Annotated in this window: 21 protein-coding genes; 11 read left to right on the top strand and 10 right to left on the bottom strand. The window is 63.9% G+C overall.

Going from position 1 to position 18,534, the window contains the following annotated elements; genetic code table 11:
• Positions 1 to 23: 23 nt before the first annotated feature.
• The 5 genes from ABIC09_RS27755 to tsaA all read left to right on the top strand — a co-directional run bounded on the left by ABIC09_RS27755 (position 24) and on the right by tsaA (position 3,444).
• On the top strand, positions 24 to 1,046 hold the full coding sequence (locus tag ABIC09_RS27755) for a transglycosylase SLT domain-containing protein (protein ID WP_354111237.1): 1,023 nt from the start codon (positions 24 to 26) through the stop codon (positions 1,044 to 1,046).
• 118 nt (positions 1,047 to 1,164) lie between these two features.
• Positions 1,165 to 1,728, top strand: a complete 564-nt coding sequence (locus ABIC09_RS27750) for a hypothetical protein (protein ID WP_354111236.1) — start codon at positions 1,165 to 1,167, stop codon at positions 1,726 to 1,728.
• A gap of 105 nt (positions 1,729 to 1,833) precedes the next feature.
• Complete coding sequence (locus ABIC09_RS27745; RefSeq protein WP_354111235.1) at positions 1,834 to 2,574, top strand: AzlC family ABC transporter permease; 741 nt, start codon at positions 1,834 to 1,836, stop codon at positions 2,572 to 2,574.
• The gene (locus tag ABIC09_RS27740; protein ID WP_354032622.1) at positions 2,571 to 2,921 is read left to right on the top strand and encodes an AzlD domain-containing protein; all 351 of its coding nucleotides are present in this window, start codon (positions 2,571 to 2,573) and stop codon (positions 2,919 to 2,921) included. Before ABIC09_RS27745 ends, ABIC09_RS27740 begins: the two co-directional genes overlap by 4 nt.
• A gap of 31 nt (positions 2,922 to 2,952) precedes the next feature.
• Positions 2,953 to 3,444, top strand: coding sequence for a tRNA (N6-threonylcarbamoyladenosine(37)-N6)-methyltransferase TrmO (gene tsaA / locus ABIC09_RS27735; RefSeq protein WP_148754876.1), 492 nt, complete (start codon positions 2,953 to 2,955; stop codon positions 3,442 to 3,444).
• A 3-nt stretch (positions 3,445 to 3,447) separates the two neighbouring features.
• On the opposite strand, the gene ABIC09_RS27730 is transcribed toward tsaA, so the two are convergent.
• From ABIC09_RS27730 to ABIC09_RS27715, 4 genes are all read right to left on the bottom strand, one after another.
• A complete protein-coding gene (locus ABIC09_RS27730; protein ID WP_354111234.1) occupies positions 3,448 to 3,873 on the bottom strand; it encodes an HIT domain-containing protein in 426 nt (141 codons plus the stop codon).
• Between the two features lie 64 nt (positions 3,874 to 3,937).
• Positions 3,938 to 5,179 carry a GNAT family N-acetyltransferase gene (locus ABIC09_RS27725; RefSeq protein WP_354083665.1) on the bottom strand — a complete coding sequence of 414 codons (1,242 nt, stop codon included), beginning with the start codon at positions 5,177 to 5,179 and terminating at the stop codon, positions 3,938 to 3,940.
• 48 nt (positions 5,180 to 5,227) lie between these two features.
• Entirely contained in the window at positions 5,228 to 5,980 is a 753-nt protein-coding gene (locus ABIC09_RS27720; protein WP_354111233.1) for a glycerophosphodiester phosphodiesterase, read from the bottom strand.
• 10 nt (positions 5,981 to 5,990) lie between these two features.
• Positions 5,991 to 6,458: a RidA family protein gene (locus tag ABIC09_RS27715; RefSeq protein ID WP_354032626.1), complete on the bottom strand. Its 468-nt coding sequence runs from the start codon at positions 6,456 to 6,458 to the stop codon at positions 5,991 to 5,993.
• Positions 6,459 to 6,711: 253 nt separating this feature from the next.
• Between ABIC09_RS27715 and ABIC09_RS27710 the strand changes: the two genes are divergently transcribed.
• Both ABIC09_RS27710 and ABIC09_RS27705 read left to right on the top strand, forming a co-directional pair.
• Entirely contained in the window at positions 6,712 to 7,557 is an 846-nt protein-coding gene (locus ABIC09_RS27710) for a cell envelope integrity EipB family protein (protein ID WP_354111232.1), read from the top strand.
• 173 nt (positions 7,558 to 7,730) lie between these two features.
• Positions 7,731 to 8,132 carry a RidA family protein gene (locus tag ABIC09_RS27705; protein ID WP_027559671.1) on the top strand — a complete coding sequence of 134 codons (402 nt, stop codon included), beginning with the start codon at positions 7,731 to 7,733 and terminating at the stop codon, positions 8,130 to 8,132.
• Between the two features lie 294 nt (positions 8,133 to 8,426).
• On the opposite strand, the gene ABIC09_RS27700 is transcribed toward ABIC09_RS27705, so the two are convergent.
• The 3 genes from ABIC09_RS27700 to ABIC09_RS27690 all read right to left on the bottom strand — a co-directional run bounded on the left by ABIC09_RS27700 (position 8,427) and on the right by ABIC09_RS27690 (position 10,583).
• Positions 8,427 to 8,834 carry an ACT domain-containing protein gene (locus ABIC09_RS27700; RefSeq protein WP_354111231.1) on the bottom strand — a complete coding sequence of 136 codons (408 nt, stop codon included), beginning with the start codon at positions 8,832 to 8,834 and terminating at the stop codon, positions 8,427 to 8,429.
• 136 nt (positions 8,835 to 8,970) lie between these two features.
• Complete coding sequence (locus tag ABIC09_RS27695) at positions 8,971 to 10,275, bottom strand: DNA polymerase IV (protein WP_354111230.1); 1,305 nt, start codon at positions 10,273 to 10,275, stop codon at positions 8,971 to 8,973.
• Positions 10,272 to 10,583 (bottom strand): DUF3572 domain-containing protein, encoded by a 312-nt coding sequence (locus ABIC09_RS27690; protein WP_148754883.1) that lies wholly within the window; start codon positions 10,581 to 10,583, stop codon positions 10,272 to 10,274. Before ABIC09_RS27690 ends, ABIC09_RS27695 begins: the two co-directional genes overlap by 4 nt.
• Positions 10,584 to 10,833: 250 nt before the next feature.
• On the opposite strand from ABIC09_RS27690, the gene ABIC09_RS27685 reads away from it, so the two are divergent.
• Positions 10,834 to 11,199 (top strand): response regulator, encoded by a 366-nt coding sequence (locus tag ABIC09_RS27685; protein ID WP_008130064.1) that lies wholly within the window; start codon positions 10,834 to 10,836, stop codon positions 11,197 to 11,199.
• Between the two features lie 14 nt (positions 11,200 to 11,213).
• Positions 11,214 to 12,587 carry a PleD family two-component system response regulator gene (locus tag ABIC09_RS27680; protein WP_148754884.1) on the top strand — a complete coding sequence of 458 codons (1,374 nt, stop codon included), beginning with the start codon at positions 11,214 to 11,216 and terminating at the stop codon, positions 12,585 to 12,587.
• Positions 12,588 to 12,751: 164 nt separating this feature from the next.
• On the opposite strand, the gene ABIC09_RS27675 is transcribed toward ABIC09_RS27680, so the two are convergent.
• Complete coding sequence (locus tag ABIC09_RS27675; protein WP_354111229.1) at positions 12,752 to 13,354, bottom strand: TetR/AcrR family transcriptional regulator; 603 nt, start codon at positions 13,352 to 13,354, stop codon at positions 12,752 to 12,754.
• 152 nt (positions 13,355 to 13,506) lie between these two features.
• On the opposite strand from ABIC09_RS27675, the gene ABIC09_RS27670 reads away from it, so the two are divergent.
• A complete protein-coding gene (locus ABIC09_RS27670; RefSeq protein ID WP_354111228.1) occupies positions 13,507 to 14,745 on the top strand; it encodes an MFS transporter in 1,239 nt (412 codons plus the stop codon).
• Between the two features lie 162 nt (positions 14,746 to 14,907).
• Here ABIC09_RS27670 and ABIC09_RS27665 read toward each other — a convergent pair whose 3' ends face one another.
• On the bottom strand, positions 14,908 to 16,071 hold the full coding sequence (locus tag ABIC09_RS27665; RefSeq protein ID WP_354111227.1) for a mandelate racemase/muconate lactonizing enzyme family protein: 1,164 nt from the start codon (positions 16,069 to 16,071) through the stop codon (positions 14,908 to 14,910).
• A gap of 34 nt (positions 16,072 to 16,105) precedes the next feature.
• Positions 16,106 to 17,422, bottom strand: a complete 1,317-nt coding sequence (gene dctA, locus ABIC09_RS27660) for a C4-dicarboxylate transporter DctA (protein WP_354111226.1) — start codon at positions 17,420 to 17,422, stop codon at positions 16,106 to 16,108.
• A 193-nt stretch (positions 17,423 to 17,615) separates the two neighbouring features.
• On the opposite strand from dctA, the gene ABIC09_RS27655 reads away from it, so the two are divergent.
• Positions 17,616 to 18,506, top strand: a complete 891-nt coding sequence (locus tag ABIC09_RS27655) for a LysR family transcriptional regulator (RefSeq protein ID WP_354032635.1) — start codon at positions 17,616 to 17,618, stop codon at positions 18,504 to 18,506.
• Positions 18,507 to 18,534: the final 28 nt, after the last annotated feature.

Genomic DNA, 18,534 nt, shown 5'->3' with positions numbered 1-18,534 from the left:
GAACCATGGCACGACGCCACGACATGGCAGATCATCTTGTTGCATGCCGCGCCCGCGTGCGCCACGGCGATACTTGGGCACGGCTGACGCGAATTGCATCACGCATCGTCCCCGCACTGCTCGTGTCCGCGACACAGGCGATGGCTTGGGACAGCTCACCCGCAAAGACCAACGTTGCCGTTCCCAGCGTCGAGGAGCTGGCGATGCCGCCTGCGATGCCGGCGGATGGCCGCGAGAGCGACACGCGGGAATCGATCTGCCTGATCGTTGAGGCGGCCGCGCGCGATGCCAAGCTGCCGTTGGAATTCTTCGCCCGCGTGATTTGGCAGGAAAGCCGTTTCCAGGCCGATGCGGTGGGCCCGATGACGCGCAACGGCGAGCACGCGCAGGGGATCGCGCAGTTCATGCCGGGCACCGCGAGCGAGCGCGGGCTTCTCAATCCCTTCAATCCGGTGCAGGCCCTGCCGAAATCGGCCGAGTTCCTGAATGAGCTCCGCAATCAGTTCGGCAATCTCGGCTTGGCTGCGGCCGCCTACAATGCCGGGCCGCGGCGGGTGCAGGAATGGCTCGCCGGCAGTGGTAGCATGCCGGAGCAAACCCGCAACTACGTCTACGCCATCACCGGCACGACGGTTGACGCGTGGGCCAAGGCCGGCAGCACCGGCAAGGGGCCGCCCAGCTCACCGCCCACGAGCTGCCGCGACCTGATGGCGCTGTTGAAGCGCGCACCGAACCCGTTCGTGGCCGAGCTCGAGCAGCATGTCGAGCTCGCTGCCGCCAGGATCTGGGGCGTTCAGCTCGCGGCGGGCTTCGATCGCAACAAGGCGCTGGCGATGTATTCCCGCGCCGTCACGCGCCTCAGCGCCGTGATCGGCGAGCGCGATCCCAGCCTGTTGAGCTCGGTGATGCGCAGCCGCGGTTCGCATCCCTTCTACCAGGTGCGCATCGGCACCGACACGCGCCCCGAAGCGGACGATCTCTGCAACCGCATCCGGAAAGCGGGCGGGGCTTGCTTCGTGCTGAAGAACCGCGGCGTGGCGGGGTAGGCGATAGCTGGAGCTTTCGCTTTGCGAAGAGCGGATCATAGCCTGCATTGATCTTGCGCTGGGTGCAGCCGTGTGAAAGGACAATCAAGGAGCGAACGCCCCGCGGAGGGTGGGCCTTTTGGAGCTGCTGCAGGTGATTGGGGGCGCGACACACAGAGATCCCATCGGAACGATCCACAGAATTGCTCTGGCATGCGCTTGTATGGTGAGCTTCGTGCTCTGGCTTGCATTGGATTCGGACTTCGCCAACGCCCTGTTTTGGGCTGCGAAGCTGGAGGGGCATCCGATCAGTGGGACCGTCCCGGTGAGCAAAGTCGCAATCTGCCTCGGCTGGAGCTTGTTGGCATTCGGATTAATCTGCCACCGCTACTGGATAGGGACGATCGCTATTTTGGCGCTTTTGGCGGCCACCCTTGTTGGCGAGATCGGCTCCAGCATTGTCGACATCAGGTTTTTTGATCTGCCGGTAGCCAAATCGATCGTTCAGTCGGCGCCGCATGGATTGCTTTATGCTCTCAAGCTGCCATTCATCGCGATTGCTCTTGCCTACTTCATCGTTACCAGGCGTGCCTTCGCCAATGCATATGAGCGGCTCTGCCTGGCAGCCATATTGGGCTTGTGCGCTATCATGACGTGGACCGGCTTGTTCGATCTGATCTATCCGGGCATCGCATGGCGCTAGCCAGCATTGCGCCGCGCATGCCAGCCCCGCCGCGTGTTTCCTTGACGCGGCCGCCGGCATTGCCCGTTATGCAGGCCCGATTCCACAACCCCGACCGGCCGTCCCTTGGCGTTTCCTCCGCTCAATTCTCCTCAATGGCAAAGTCCGTGGCGCACCTTCGCCTGGGGGCTGCGTTCAATCACGCAGACGATCCTGACGCTAGTGCTGTTCGCGACCTATCTCGGCATCGGCGCGCTCGCCCATGACAGCCATTTCAGCCTGCTCTGGGCGCTGTGCTCGACACTGTTCGTCTGGGCCGGGCCGGCACAGATCATTTTGACTACCACGCTCGGTTCGGGTGCGACCGTCATCCAGTCGGCGATCGCGGTCACCGTCAGCGCGATCCGGCTGTTTCCGATGGTGGTCTCCGTGCTGCCGCTGATGCGCACACCAACGACCAAGCGGCGTGAGCTGTTCTTTGCGGCGCATCTCACGGCCGTGACGTTGTGGGTCGAATGCCATCGCTTCCTGCCGCAAGTGCCGCGCGAGCGTCGCATCGCCTTTGTGAACGGACTTGGCTTCGGTCTGGTCTCGGTATGTCTGACCGCCAACACGATCGGCTATTTCCTCGCCGCCAACCTGACTCAGGCATTGGGCGCCGCGATCCTGCTGCTGACGCCGCTATCCTTCCTGTTCTCGACCGCGCGCAACAGCCGCGAGGTCGCCGATGTCGTCCCGCTCGCGCTTGGGGTTCTGCTCTATCCGCTGGCCGCGAAGATGAACTCCGGCCTCGACATCCTCGTCAGCGGCCTTGCCGCGGGCACGATTGCCTATGGCGTGCATTGGTGGCGGGAGGTGCGCGCATGAGCGCCCCGCAACTCATCGGCGACTGGCACGCGCTGCTCTTGCTGTTCGTCGCCGGCGTCATTCCCAACCAGATATGGCGCATGCTGGGCCTGTGGTTCGGCGGCGGTATCGACGAGGGCTCCGAGCTTCTGGTCTGGGTGAGGGCGGTCGCGACCGCGATCCTGGCCGGCGTCATCGCCCAGATCGTGGTCGAGCCACCCGGCGCGCTCGCCAGCGTGCCGGATGCCTTGCGCTACGGCGCGGTCGGCGCCGGCCTCGTTGTGTTCCTGCTGACCCGCCGCTCGATCTTCGCAGGCGTTGTCGCCGGCGAAGTCTTCATGCTGGCCGGCAAGTGGTGGTTGGGCTAAAACCGTCGCGAACAGCCAAGGAACTGGAAATATGGTTCGCGAAAACGAACTCCGCGAAGGCGAGGTCGCCATCGAGCTGCCGTCGACGGAGGATGCCGGCCTCGTCTTCATCGGCCGCATCCGCACCCCCTGGACCTCGCGGCTGGAGACGCCGCGCCAGGGCCGCGCCGACGGCCCGGTGTGTCGCCTCGAGATTTTCGAGCCGTTCTTGCCCGCGATCAAGGGCGTCGATTTCTACAGCAATCTCGAAGTGCTCTACTGGCTCGACAAGTCGCGCCGCGACATCGTGCTGCAGAGCCCGAAGAACAACGACAAGACCCGCGGCACGTTTTCGCTGCGCTCGCCGGTCCGGCCCAATCCGATCGGCACCTCGATCGTGAAGCTGGTCGGCATCGAGGGCGGCACGATTCTCGTGCGTGGCCTCGATTGCCTCGACAACACGCCGCTGATCGATATCAAGCCTGATCGCTGCGAGTTCACGCCATTGGCTGCGCCGCAGCCGGGGGACTTTCAGACGGAATAACGATCAGCCCTTCAACGCCGCGATCAGCTTGATCGCATTCTCTTCCAGCACCTTGACGTCTTCCTTGCGGCTCGCGGGCGGCAGCATCGCCACGCCGTCGTGGCGGGGCATCACGTGCATGTGGAGATGAAACACCACCTGGCCGCCGGCGGCCTCGTTGAACTGCTGCACGGTGATGCCATCGGCCTTGAAGGCCTTCATCGCGGCGGCCGCGATCTTGTGCGTGCCGCGGGCGACGTGAGCATAGTCATCGGGCTTGATGTCGAGGATGTTGCGGGCAGGAGCCTTCGGGATCACCAGCGTGTGGCCGGGCACCCGCGGCATGATGTCGAGGAAGGCGAAGACATGCTCGTCCTCGTAGACCTTGTGGCAGGGAAACTCGCCGCGCAGGATCTTTGCGAAGATGTTGTTCGGATCATAGGCGGTCATGGCGGCGGCTCCCAAGAATTTTGAGCTTAGTTTTGCGCTTACTGTCACCGGCGATGGCAAACCGTCAAGGCGCCTCGTCGATGCCTTTCCGGAACGGGCCGAGCTCGGCGAGCTCGCGTCCGGCCTCGGCGACATAGGCACGCTCGCGCTTGAGATAATCGTCGATGGCGCGACGCAGGCCAGGATCGGCGATGAAATGGGCGGAGTGGGTGGTCCGCGGCAGGTAGCCGCGCGCGATCTTGTGCTCGCCCTGCGCGCCGGCCTCGACATATGTGAGGCCGCGCTTAATGGCGAAATCGATTGCCTGGTAGTAGCAGACCTCGAAATGCAGGAACGGATGATGCTCGACCGCTCCCCAGTTGCGGCCGAACAGCGCGTCCGAACCGATGAAGTTGATCGCGCCCGCGATCCAGCGCTCGTTGCGGCGGGCCATCACCAGCAGCACGTCCTGGCTCATGGTCTCGCCGATCAGCGAGAAGAACTCGCGCGTGAGATAGGGACGGCCCCATTTGCGCGAGCCGGTCTCCATGTAGAATTCGAAGAAGGCATCCCAGGCGTCCTCGGTGATGTCCTTGCCTGTGAGCCAATGGATGGTGATGCCGGCGGGTAGCGCATCGCGTCGCTCGCGCTTGATCGATTTGCGGTGGCGCGAGTTCAGCGTCGCCAGAAAATCGTCGAAGGTGGCAAAGCCCTCATTGCGCCAGTGGAACTGCTGGTCGGTGCGCTGGAGGAAGCCGTGCTGGGCAAGCAGCTTCCACTCGGCCTCGCGCGCAAAGGTGACGTGCACCGAGGAGGCCTTGCTGACGCCGCACAGCGCCACCAGCCCGCTCGCCAGTGCCTCCGTGATCCGCTCGTGGTCGACGCCGTCGCGGACCAGGAGCCGCGGCCCCGTCGCCGGCGTGAAGGGAACAGAGACCTGCAGCTTCGGGTAATAGCGTCCGCCGGCGCGCTCATAGGCGTCGGCCCAGCCGCGGTCGAAGACGTACTCGCCTTGGCTATGCGATTTCAGATAGCAGGGCACGACGCCGGCGACACGGTCGTTGATCTTGGCCACCAGATGCCGGGGTCCCCAGCCGGTGCGGATCGTGGCTGAACCCGATTTCTCAACGGCGGAAAGAAACGCGTGAGATACGAACGGGTTATAGGCGGGCCTTAAGAGGCTGAGAGAATCGGCTGGAAGCCTGGATGAGGTTCCCGTGCCATGCCCGTTGCAGGCCTTGCCAGGATTGGCGCAGGCGTCCCAATCCTCTGGCGAGACTTCGCCAATGGACGGTACGGCCTCCAGCGTGATTTCCGATGATCGCATTGCGCCCAAGATCGTGCATTGCAGCAGCGACTTCAAGGGTGGGGAACATCAAGCCTGCGGCACGAAGCCCTCAAAGATCATCTGATCGGCATGTTGCCCAACCCGCGTCCGCTGCTCCGGCGTGCGCACGGTCCAGCCGAGCAGCGCGCAGCCGAAGAGGTTGCGGGCGATCCAGGGGGCGGACGCCGGCAGGTGATCGACCTTGAAGGCGACGAAGTGGGGCTGGGTTTGGAAGCCGTGGCGAAGGTACAGCATGCTGTCGCGCTGCGCTTGCGTCAGGTAGGTCCAGTACTCGTCCTCATAGCTCCGCTGCGCGACGATGCCGCGCGGGCGGGAGGGCAGCAGCTCACGCAGCGCCAGCACCTGGTCTGGGTCGAAGGACATCCCGACCGCTTTGCCCTGATACGACGCCAGCACCTCGGCCATCCGCTTCACCAGCTTGCGGTCGCCGTCAAAATGGCTTTTCACCTCGATCACCAGCGGCACGCGGCCGGCAACCATGACGCAGAGATCGCTGAGCGACATCATCCGCTCAGGCGTATCCCTGAACCTGATGGCCTTCAGCTCCGCCGCGGTCTTGGCGACCACCGGGCCGGTGGCCTCGGTGAGGCGGCCAAGCGCGTGGTCGTGGTGCACCATGGCCTCGCCGTCGGCGGAGAGCTGGATGTCGACCTCGATCGAGAAATTGCCCGCAACCGCCGCCTGCACCGCGCCCGGCATGTTCTCGACGATACCGCGGGAGATGTCATGCAGGCCGCGATGGGCGACCGGCCGCGCTGTCAGCCAATCCGGAGCACGCACGATGCTGACCTCAGGCGACCTCGAACACGCCTTCGACCTCGACCGCCGCATCAGCGGGCAGCGAGGCCACGCCGACGGTGGTGCGGGCGTGGCGGCCCTTGTCACCGAAGGCCGCGACCATCAGGTCAGAGGCGCCGTTGAGAACCTTTGGCCCGTCCAGGAAGTCCGGCGCCGAGTTGATGAAGCCGCCGAGACGCACCACGCGCACAACCTTGTCGAGGTCGCCAAGCGCCGCCTTGACCTGTGCGAGCAGGTTGACGGCACAGCCACGCGCGGCCGCAGCACCTTGCTCGAGCGAGACGCCAGCGCCCAGTTTGCCCTTGGCGATCAGCTTGCCGGCGGGATCGAAGCAGACCTGGCCGGAGACGAACAGCAGATTGCCGGTGCGCACGAACGGCACGTAATTGGCGACGGGAGTGGGGGCCTCGTGCAGCTTGATGCCCTGTTCCGCCAGTTTCTGCTCGACCGTGCCCGCCATGTCTCGACCTCGATGTCTGAAAAATCATCCGCTCCGGCGGGTCTGGTGACCGCGGGGCGCGCCCTGTTTCGCCCATCATGCCGCCACATGCAAGCAAGCCGATAGGGCGACGGGACGCCGGGGTGAACTGGATTTTCCCGAGGCAGGTCAGGGGGTTCAGCGGAGAGGCGCAACTTTACGTGAAACCGCCGCAGTTGCGACGCAATGGAACGGTCATTAAAGTGTCGAATCTGCGCGTCCCCAGGGAACAGACATGGTGCACCTTTTCCGGACTTCATTCGGTGTGATGGCGCTCGCGATGGCCGCCGTCGGCGCCGGTGGCAGCGCGCATGCCGCGAACGGTCCGTTCCTCGCACACCAGGCGCTCTATGATCTGAGCCTGGTCAAATCGCGCTCCAATTCCATCAACAGCGCGCGCGGCCGCATCCTCTACAATTTCGCCGGAAGTGCTTGCGAAGGCTACACGTCCGAATTCCGCCAGGTCTCCGAGCTCGACAGCGGCGAGGGCAAGGTCACGCTCAGCGATCTCCGCTCCAATTCCTGGGAGGACGCCACAGGGAAAAGCTACCGCTTCAAGATCGAGACGCGGATGAACGAGACCGAGGCCGGCCTGGTCGACGGCTCGGCGGAGCGCGACGGCGACCACATCAACGTCAAGCTGAAGTTGCCGGCACCGAAGAATTTCACTCTCGACGGCAAGATTGTGTTTCCGACCGAGCAGATCCAGCACATCATTGCCGCCGCTAAGGACGGCAAATCGCTGCTCGAGCTCTCGGTCTATGACGGCTCCGACGATGGCCAGAAGGTCTACAACACGCTGACCGTGATCGGTCAGGCGATCCCTGCCGACCGCACTGCTTCGCCAGATCCTTCGACGTCGGACGAGCACATGAAAACGCTGAAGCGCTGGCCGGTGACCGTCAGCTATTTCGACCGCGACGTCCAGCAGAAGGAAGGCGAGCAGACGCCGGTTTATGCGATGTCGTTCGAGCTCTACGAAAACGGCGTCTCCCGCCAGCTCGTGCTCGACTACAACGACTTTGTCATTTCCGGCGCGATGGGCAAGTTCGACGTCAAGGACAGCAAGCCCTGTAATTGAGGGGCCCCGCGCTCTCTCCTTCGTCATTGCGAGCGCAGCGAAGCAATCCAGAATCTCTCGGCGGAAAGATTCTGGATTGCTTCGTCGCAAGAGCTCCTCGCAATGACGGGCTAGCCCTCAACGCCATCTCCAGTTACGCTCCCTCCCAACCACAAACTCCGGGAGCCAGCACCATGCCCAAGCTCGACCATCTGCGCCCCAGCGGCCTGCACCACAATCCCGCTTATTCCCACGTCGTCACCGCCTCCGGCGCGCGCACGATCTACATCTCCGGCCAGGTGTCGGTGGACGAGGAAGGGCGGATCGTCGGCGAGGGCGATCTCGCCGCACAGACCACGCAGGTGATGCAGAATCTCGGCCATGCGTTGAAGGCAGCCGGCGCGAGCTATGCCAACATCGTCAAGATCACGACCTTCGTCGTCGGCTACAAGCCGGAGCTGCGCCCGATCATCGGCAAGGCCCGCTCGGCTTTCTTCGAAGGCATGGAGCCGCCGGCCTCGACGCTGGTCGGCGTCTCCGCGCTTGCGGCGCCGGAGTGGCTGATCGAGATCGAGGCGATCGCAGTCGCGGATTGAAGAACGACGCTCCCCGCAGAAAATGAAAAACAACCCCATGCACAGTAGGCGGGCGGTGCAAGGGGACCGCAATTCAATGCCAGTACAAATTTCGCATTTAGCGAATTCCATTTGACGCGTCGGGCAAAACAGTGGCACTCTGCCATGCTGGCATTTTCGAAAAGCCCGTAGCCCGTAGATGGGTTGAGCGTTTGCGAAACCCATCGCGCTTGTTTGTTGGTAACGGGCGATCAGTCTGATGATGGCAACGATTTCGGAGAGCGGTGAGCGGGAAGAGATGGGTTTCGCAAGGGCTCAACCCATCCTTCGGACTGACATCTCTTGCAGCAGCATCATTGCGTCGTCGGCCCGGTTGGTCGGCACGAAGAGATGGTCGTGGTGGAAGGCCGAAACTGCATTGGCGCTGATGCCGGATTCGGCGAGCCGGGCCGTGATGGCGGCGAGAAAGCCGACCGCATCGAGCGCGGAGTGAACCGTCAGGGTGATCAGGCGCGAGGCGAATGCGTAGCTTAGTCCTGCCGCTTGCGCCTCGTCACGCAGGATGACCAGCGTCGTCCCTTCCTGCTCGCGGAATGTCAGCAGCGGATTGAGCCCTGCGGGAATGCGCTCGTTTGCCGCGATGGTGCAGAACACGAAGGTGCCCGGCTGCAGCTCCGGTTTCATGTGCTTCAGTAGCACGCTGAGACCGCGTTCACCTGTCACAGCCGTTTGTCTCTCGGGAACGGGGCCCGCCGTATCCCGTCATTGCGAGCGCAGCGAAGCAATCCAGAATCTTTCCGCGGTGACAGTCTGGATTGCTTCGCTGCGCTCGCAATGACGATGTGGATGCACTTTGCCATCATTCCTGCGCTTTCTCCGGCCCGTCATATGCGATGCCCCGAATGACGGCGGCGCTGCCGAACTTCTTGCGCAGGCTGTCCACCGCGCGCTCGGCATGCGCGGCGCGGCGGTCGAGCATGTCGGTGTCGTCGGCGGGGGAGCCTTCGCGCAGCGCGCTGACGCCGGCGCCCATCAGGCGGAAGGCAGTGCCGTCGATCTCTTTCGCCAGCATCTCGCGGCAGATCGAAAAAATCTTTGCGGCGAGCTGCGTCGGCGCTGCGATCGACTGCGAGCGCGTGCGCTGACGAAAATCGGCGGTCTTCAATTTCAGCGTGACGGTCGAGCCGGCAAGCTCGCTGCTCTTGAGCCGCGACGACGTCTTCTCGCACAGCCGCCACAGGATCTTTTCCAGCGAGGCGAAGTCGCGGATGTCGGTCTCGAATGTGGTTTCGCTCGAAATCGTTTTGGCGCCGCGATCGGCCTCGACGCGGCGGTCGTCGATGCCGCGGGCGAGCCGCCACAGCCTGCGGCCGTCGCTCGGAAACTGCCGCATCAACTCGATCTCGTCGGCCTTCTGCAGGTCGGCGATGAGGCGGAAGCCGCGCTGGACCAGGCGCTCCTGCGTCGCCGGTCCCACGCCGAAGATGAAGCCGACCGGCCTCGAAGCCAGCATCGTGCGCGCTCCCTCCTGATCGAGCGCAGCAAAGCCGCGCGGCTTGTCGAGATCGGAGGCGATCTTGGCCAAAAACTTGTTGCAGGACAGGCCGACCGAGACGGAGATGCCGACATCGCGCTCGACGTCTCGGGCAAAGCGTGCCAGCACCTTCGCCGGGATCATGCCGTGCACGCGCTCGGTGCCGGAGAGATCGAGAAAGGCCTCGTCGATCGACAGCGGCTCGACCAGCGGCGTCAGCGCCTGCATGGCCTGTCGCACGTCGCGCCCGACCCGGACGTATTTCGCCATGTCGGGCGGGATCACGATTGCATGCGGACAGGCTTCCAGGGCCTTGAACATCGGCATCGCCGAGCGCACGCCATAGGTGCGCGCGATGTAGCAGGCGGCCGACACCACGCCGCGTCTGCCCCCGCCGATGATGACGGGCTTGTCGGAGATGTCAGGATTGTCGCGCTTCTCGACCGTTGCATAGAAGGCGTCGCAGTCGATATGGGCGATGGTCAGGCTCGCGAGCGCGCGGTGGCGGACGAGGCGAGGGGATCCGCAGGCGGAACAGCGCCGCAGGCCGAAATTCTGCAAACCGATGTCCAGATCGGCCAGACAATCCCGGCAGAAGCAGCGGGGCCCGGCCGGATCGGCGGCGCTCACGGCACGTCGCGCTCCCAGGTCCGGTCGCCGAGCGCATCGCCCAGCACCTGCCGCGCTGCGGCAACGTTGGTCGGATGCAGCTCCAAGGCCTTGGCAAAGGCCTTCACGGTGTCGTCATCGCGCAGCACGAAATCGAGCACGCTGAGCAGGAAATTGGGGTCCGAGGCGGCGTTCCGGAGCGTCTCCGGGCCGACCCCTGTCTCAGCCAGGAACAGGCCCAGCCTTTCGGGATCGCCCGCCACAAAGGACAGCGCCTGAATCGCAACGATTTCAGCGACTTCGCGAGGGTTGTGAACAGGCTTTTTCACGGGCCCGGTTTGCCTTTCCATTAACTTTCAGTGTCTACTTTGGATCATGCCCGAGTCTTGGGAATGAGTCTCGTGCCTGAGTCTTGCGACCCCAGACAAGCAACTGGAAACCACATCGCAGAAAGTGGCCCCTCGGGTTTAACGAAACTCAAGCGAATCTGAGGCTAGTTTGAATCCAGTTTTCGAAGCGCCGGAAAGCGGCGCCTGAGGCGTCACATGCATCGGTCTTTGGGACCAACTGGAGGGCGGGATGGCTAAGACCGTCCTGATCGTGGAAGACAACGAGCTCAACATGAAGCTCTTCCGCGACCTGTTGGAGGCGCACGGCTACCAGACCTCGGGAACCAGCAACGGCTACGAGGCGCTCGACCTCGTCCGCAAGATGCGGCCCGACCTGGTGCTGATGGATATTCAATTGCCGCAGGTCTCGGGGCTCGAGGTGACGCGCTGGATCAAGGACGATCCGGAGCTGCGCTCCATTCCCGTCGTCGCGGTCACGGCGTTCGCGATGAAGGGCGACGAAGAGCGCATCCGCGAGGGCGGGTGCGAAGCCTATTTGTCCAAGCCGATCTCGGTCGGCAAATTCATCGAGACGGTCCGGCGTTTTATCGGATAGGAAGTGAGTTCAAAGTGTCCGCGCGTATCCTGGTTGTCGACGACGTTCCCGCCAACGTCAAACTCCTCGAAGCCCGCCTGTCCGCCGAATATTTCGACGTGATGACCGCCTCGAACGGCACCGAGGCGCTGGCGCTGGCCCGCCGCGCCGAATGCGACATCATCCTGCTCGACGTGATGATGCCCGACATGGACGGCTTTGAAGTCTGCCGCCGCCTCAAGACCGATCCGGCCACGCACCATATTCCCGTCGTGATGGTCACCGCGCTCGACAGCCCGGCCGACCGCAACCGCGGACTGGAAGCCGGCGCCGACGATTTTCTGACAAAGCCCGTTTCCGACGTCGTGCTGATCGCGCGCGTGCGCTCGCTGACGCGGCTGAAGATGATGACGGACGAGCTGCGCATGCGCGCCATCACCTCGCTCGAGATCGGCATGCAGGCGCCCGAGCGCAGCGCCATCGCCGATGCAGGCAAGGGCGGCCGCATCCTGCTGGTCGACGACCGGCAGTCGTCCTATGAGCGGCTGGCGACGATCCTCGCCGCCGAGCACACCGTCGACGTCGAGTCCAATCCGACCGAGGCGCTGTTCCACGCCGCCGAGGGCAATTACGACCTGCTGATCGTCTCGCTCGACCTGCACAATTTCGATGGCCTGCGGCTCTGCAGCCAGGCCCGCTCGCTGGAGCGCACCCGCCACGTGCCGATCCTGGCGATTGCGGAAGCGGAAAATGCCACGCGGCTGCTTCGTGGTCTCGAGATCGGCGTCAACGACTATCTGCTGCGTCCCATCGACAAGACTGAGCTCTTGGCGCGCGCCCGCACCCAGATCCGCCGCCGCCGCTACACCGATCATCTGCGCGATAACGTGCAGAACTCGATCGAGATGGCGATCACCGATGCGCTCACCGGCCTGCACAATCGTCGCTACATGGAGAGCCATCTGGCGACGCTGGCCGAGCAGGCATCCACGCGCGGCAAGCCGCTGGCGCTGATGATCCTCGACATCGACTATTTCAAGTCGATCAACGACAATTACGGCCACGACGCCGGCGACGACGTGCTGCGCGAATTCGCGGTGCGCGTGCGCAAATCGATCCGCGGCATCGATCTCGCCTGCCGCTATGGTGGCGAGGAGTTCGTCATCGTGATGCCGGAGACCGATCTCCACGTCGCCGGCATGGTCGCCGAACGCCTGCGCCGCTCGATCGCGGGCGAGCCCTTTGCCGTCCACAAGGGCACCAAGCGCATCGAGGTCACGATCTCGATCGGGCTCACCACGCTAGAGCAGAAGGGCGAAGCGGTCGCCGACGTTCTCAAGCGCGCCGACACCGCCCTCTACCGCGCCAAGCACGACGGGCGGAATCGCGTGGTGTCGCAGGCGGCGTGAGGCGGAGTCGGGAGTAGCCGCTAGTCCCACAAGCTCCGCTGTCATTCCCCGCGAAGGCGGGGAATCCAGTACGCCGCAGCTTCTCGGATCAACCCTCACTGTCTCTGGAATACTGGATCACCCGCCTTCGCGGGTGATGACACCGAAAGGTACGGCGACGGCGATTATTGCGGCGCGGGCTTGCGTCCCTTTGCTATCACCGCATCACCCACATCCACCCCCGCGTTCCGCAGCAGCACCTTCGCCGCTTCCTTCGCCGCGCGCGCCATGGCGGGGTCGTCGCGGACGAGGTCTTGCGCAATCGAGCCGTCGACCAGCAGCACGAGCTGCGTTGCGAGCGCGTCGGCATCCGCAACGCCAAGCTCGTTCAACCGCTCGCGAAACCAGACGCGGCGGCTTTCCTTGAAGGCGATGGCGATCTTCTTCACGGCGCGGTCGGAGGGGCCGAGCTCGGCGACTGCATTCACGAACGGGCAGCCGCGAAAATCCTTGGCCGAAAAGCGCCGCTCCAGCGAATCGAAGGTGCCGAGAATCTGCTCGGCCGGCGGCTTGTCGGAGGGGCGCTGGGCTACGAAGCGGCGTTCCAGATAGGCGGCGATCAGCGCGTCCTTGGACGGGAAGTGGTTGTAGAGCGTCCGCTTGGAGATGCCGATCTCGGCCGCGATGGTGTCGACGCCGATGGCGCGAATGCCTTGCAGATAAAACAGCTTGTCGGCGGTCTCGAGGATCCGCTCTTTCATCGTCTGTGGGGCGGGCGGGGGAGCCATGCGGCCGGATAAGTCCTGTTGAGCTTCTCTTGAGCTTCTCTTGGCTTGACAGTGCAACCCTTCTATAGACTAATTACACAGGTCTGTGTACCCAAAATCAGCGCGAATTGCAGACGCCGGCACGCGCGCCGTGCCCATGAGGGAGAACAACAATGCCCCTGTTGCAGGTCCTGCGTCCGACATTGCCGATCCTGATCGGCGCCTCGATCATGCTGACGCTGAGCATGGGGCTGCGGCAATCGCTCGGCATCTTCATGCAGCCGCTGACGCACGACATTCACCTCTCGGTGTCGGACTTCACGCTGGCGCTGGCGGTGCAGAACCTCGCCTGGGGCTTCCTCCAGCCGCTCGCTGGTGCGATGACCACGCGCTACGGTTTTCGCCCGATCATGATCGTGGGCGCCTTGATGTACATCGTGGGCCTCATCCTGATGGCGACCGCGAACGGTCTTGTCGCCATCATGATCGGCGCCGGCGTGCTGATCGGCACCTCGCTCGCCTGCACCGCGGCTGCGATCGCGATGTCCGTGGCGGCACGCGCGGTGCCCGCAACGGTGCGCTCGACCGTGCTCGGCATCGTCTCCGGTGCGGGCTCGCTCGGCGCGCTGCTGTCGGCGCCGATCGGGCAGATGCTCAACGAGGGATTTGGCTGGCGCATCGGGCTCGCCGGCTTCGTTGTGATGTCGGTGCTGATGATTCCCGCGGCCTGGTACGCCGGCCGTGTCGACGCGATTCCGCTGCCGAAGCCGGCCGCCGATGACATCGGCGATGCCACGGCCACGACTGCGGCGAAGACCGCGTTCGGCAACGCCTCCTTCGTGGTGATGACCTGCGCCTATCTCGTCTGCGGCATGCAGCTGGTGTTCCTCACCACGCATCTGCCGTCGTATCTGGCGATCTGCGGCCTCGATCCGATGCTGAGCGCGCAGACGCTCGGCATGATCGGCGGCTTCAACGTGCTGGGCTCGCTGTTCTTCGGCTGGGCCGGCCAGCGCTGGAACAAGCTGGCACTGCTCGGCGGCATCTACATCTTCCGCTCGCTCGCGCTCGCCTGGTATTTCATGCTGCCGGCCACACCTGCATCGACGCTGCTGTTCGGCGCCATCATGGGCTTCCTCTGGATGGGCGTCGGGCCGCTGGTCGCGGGCGCCGTCGCCGAGATGTTCGGGCTGCGCTGGCAGGCCATGATCCAGGGCCTCGCCTTCATGAGCCACCAGATCGGCAGCTTCCTCGGCGCCTACGGAGGAGGGCTGATCTACGACCAGCTCGGCTCCTACACCATGGCCTGGCGCATCGGCGTGGCGCTGGGCCTTGCCGGCGGCATCATCCAGGTCGCCTTCGCGCTGATCCGGCCGTCGCAGCCGCCGGCGCCGGTGTTGCGGACGGCTTAGGCGAGGCGCGGGCGCATTATAGGTATGACGCGGATGTCGCGACGCCTGGTTGCGACTGGCCGCTTCTGCCGCCAACGTTGATGTGTGTGCCAGCGACCCCGCAACGAACTTCTCGTCCTATGCGGGATCGCTTGTGACGGCGCTTTCGCCTGAACTGCCGGCCTATTCGGCCAGTTCGCGCATGACCTTGATCAGATCCGACTTGCCTTCGAAGCCGATGCCCGGAATGTCCGGCATGATGATATGGCCGTCTTCAACCCGGACCGAATCCGGAAATCCGCCGTAGGGCTGGAAGAGGTCGGGGTAGCTCTCGTTGCCGCCGAGCCCCAGGCCCGCGGCGATGTTCAACGACATCTGGTGACCGCCGTGCGGAATGCATCGCGACGGTGACCAGCCATGTTGGGCCAGGACGTCCAATGTCCGGAGATATTCGACGAGACCATAGGACAAAGCACAGTCGAACTGCAGCCAGTCGCGATCCGGACGCATGCCGCCGTAGCGGAGCAGGTTGCGGGCGTCCTGGTGCGAGAACAGGTTCTCGCCCGTGGCCATCGGGCCGGGATAGAATTCCGCGACGGCGGCCTGGAGGGCGTAGTCGAGCGGATCGCCGATCTCCTCATACCAGAACAGCGGGTACTCGCGCAGCATCTTGGCATAGGCGATGCCGGTCTCGAGATCGAAGCGACCATTGGCATCGACGGCCAGCCTGGCCTGCGACCCGATCTCCTTGAGCACGGCCTCGATGCGGCCGCGGTCCCCGTCGATCGACGCGCCGCCGATCTTCATCTTCACGACGTTGTAGCCGCGGTTCAGGTAGCCGCGCATTTCCGCCTGCAGCGCGGAGTTGTCCTTGCCGGGATAGTAGTAGCCGCCAGCAGCGTAGACGAAGACCCGCGGGTTGGCCTCCTTGCCCTTCATGTCCGCGAGCAGGCGAAACAGGGGCTTGCCCGCAATCTTTGCGGTCGCATCCCAGATCGCCATGTCGAGCGTTCCGACCGCGACCGAGCGCTCGCCGTGACCGCCGGGCTTCTCGTTCGACATCATCTTCGTCCAGATGCGGTGCGGATCGAGATTGGTGCCATCGTCGTTCAGCAGGCTCGCGTGTTCGGCTTCGAGGATGCGGTCGCGAAAGCGCTCCCGGATCAGCCCGCCCTGACCATAGCGGCCGTTCGAATTGAAGCCATAGCCGACCACCCGCCGCCCGTCGCGGACGACGTCGGTCACGACGGCGACAAGGCTGGAAGTCATCTTCGAAAAGTCGATGTAGGCATTCCGGATCGGTGACGAGATTGGCTTGGTCGTCTCGACGACGTCTACGATACGCATGGCATTATCTTTCTGTGGTTGTTGATGTCTTCGGTTAGGGATCGGTTGCCAGAACTTCGGTCTCGGCCGTGGCGGGCTTGTCGTGGCGCAGCCGCACGGCTTCCATCGCCTGCTTCTGATCGAAGGCGCCGTCCCACTTGGCGATCGCGATCGTCGCGATCCCGTTGCCGACGAGATTGGTCACGGCGCGGGCTTCGTTCATGAAGCGGTCGACGCCGAGCAGAAGAACGAGGCCGGCGACGGGAACGGTGTGGATCGACGATAGGGTTGCGGCGAGCGTCACGAAGCCAGCGCCGGCGACGCCTGCCGATCCCTTCGACGTCAGAAGAAGCACGCCCAGCAGGACGATCTGGTCGCCGAGAGAAAGATCCGTGTTTGTCGCCTGAGCGACGAAGACGGCGGCCATCGAAAGGTAAATGGAGGTTCCGTCGGCGTTGAACGTGTAGCCGGTGGGCAGCACCATGCCGACGACGGTCTTGTCGCAACCGAGCCGCTCGAGCTTCACCAGCATCTGCGGCATCACCGCTTCCGTCGAGCAGGTGCCCAGGACGATGAGGATCTCGTCCTTGAAGTAGCGCAAGAACTGTGGCAGCGGAAAGCCGGCCCACGCCGCGATGCCGCCCAGCACCACCACGACGAAGAGGATCGTGGTAATGTAGACGCCGAGCATCAGATAGCCGAGCGACCAGAGCGTCGCGATCCCGTACTTTCCGATTGTGAAGGCGACCCCCGCTCCAGCGCCCAGCGGGGCGAGGCGCATGACCATGGCCACCACCCGGAACAGGGCGTGCAGCAGGATGTCGATAACGTTCACCAACGGCTTGCCGTAGTCGCCGAGCTGGACCATGGCGATGCCGATCAGCACCGAAACCAGGATGACCTGCAGCATCATCCCCTTGGCGAAGGCATCCACGATCGTGGTCGGGATGATGTCGAGCAGGAATTGCACGAAGCCGTGGTTGCCGTCGGCGGCCTTCACGTAGGCTGAGATCGATCCCGCATCGATGTGGCTGGCGTCGATGTTCATGCCGGCGCCGGGCTTGATCACGTTGACGACCACCAGGCCGATGACAAGGGCCAAGGTCGAGACCACCTCGAAGTAGATCAGCGACTTCACGCCAATCCGGCCGACCTCCTTGATGTCGCTCATCTTGGCTATGCCGACAACGACCGTACCGAAAATGATCGGCGACAGCAGCATCTTGATCAGCTTGATGAAGCCGTCGGCGAGCGGCTGAAGGCTGGTTCCGACCTGGGGCCAGAGATAACCGAGCAGGCCGCCCAGCACGATAGCAAGGAGGACCTGCACGTAGAGTTCGCTCAAATATCCGAAAGAAGGCGAATTTTTCAATGTTTTCTCCCTGACGGCTACGTCTATGCCGGGCCTTGGGGGCCTCTGTCGCTGTTTGGGAAGGGTCACTCCGGTCTCCGGAACGGCTTCCGTGCTGCTGTGGTGTTGTGTAGCTTCCGACGATCCGTAGGCTTCGGCCGGAGAGAACGCCAATGCTGTTGCCGAGATTAGTCATGCCGGTTAGGCATCACCGATGGAGCTGATCTGGTTCGAGGATTATCTGGCTCTCTCGGAGACCTTGAGCTTCTCCAAGGCAGCCGAAGCCCGTCACGTGACCCAGCCGGCCTTCAGCCGGCGGATCCGGGCATTGGAGGAATGGGTGGGGGCGCCGCTATTCGTTCGAACGACACACAGCGTGACGCTCACGCCTGCCGGCGAGCATTTCCATGGCCAGGCCGAAATTCTGACCCGGGCGCTGCATCAGTTGCGCCGCGAAACACTCGAAGTGGCCGGACGGGGCACGGGGCCGCTGTCGATCGCGGCGACGCACGTGCTGTCGTTCACGTTCTTTCCGAAGTGGGTTCGGAGCAGCGAGAAGATTCTCGCCTTGGGCAATCTCAATCTCGTCTCGGACAGCATGTTGGCGTGCGAGCGGATGATGCTCCGGGGCGACGTGTCGTTCCTGTTGTGCCACTACCACCGCAGCATGGGCAGCCGGCTCGACACCAGGCAGTTCAAGAGCATCGTCGTGGGTACCGACACGCTCGTTCCCCTCAGCATCGCTGACGCCGGCCGGAAGCCGCGATGGTCGCTGCAGAACGACGAGACCGTCCCCTACCTGGCCTACAGCCCGCAGTCGGGGCTGGGCCGCATCGTGGCAAGCCAGTTGGCGAAGAGGGACCTGAAGAAGATCTTCACGTCGCATCTCGCCGCGACGCTGCTCTCGATGGTCAGGTCCGGAGACGGTGTCGCCTGGCTTCCTCGAACGCTGGCGGAAGACGACATCGAGGCGGGTTCGCTCGTCGAGGCTGGGGACGCCAAGTCCGCGGTCCCGATCGAGATACGGCTGTTCCGCCCGGCAGCACGACAGGGGCAAGAAGTTGAAGCTCTGTGGTCGGCATTCGAAGCCGCAGAGGTCGGCTGAAGAAACACTCGGCAGCCACGCGCTGCCG

Origin of the sequence: Bradyrhizobium sp. S3.12.5 (assembly GCF_040548225.1) — a bacterium.
GTDB lineage: Bacteria > Pseudomonadota > Alphaproteobacteria > Rhizobiales > Xanthobacteraceae > Bradyrhizobium > Bradyrhizobium cytisi.
Note: the sequence above shows the minus strand (reverse complement) of the source record. Positions and strands in the feature narration are given on the sequence as shown.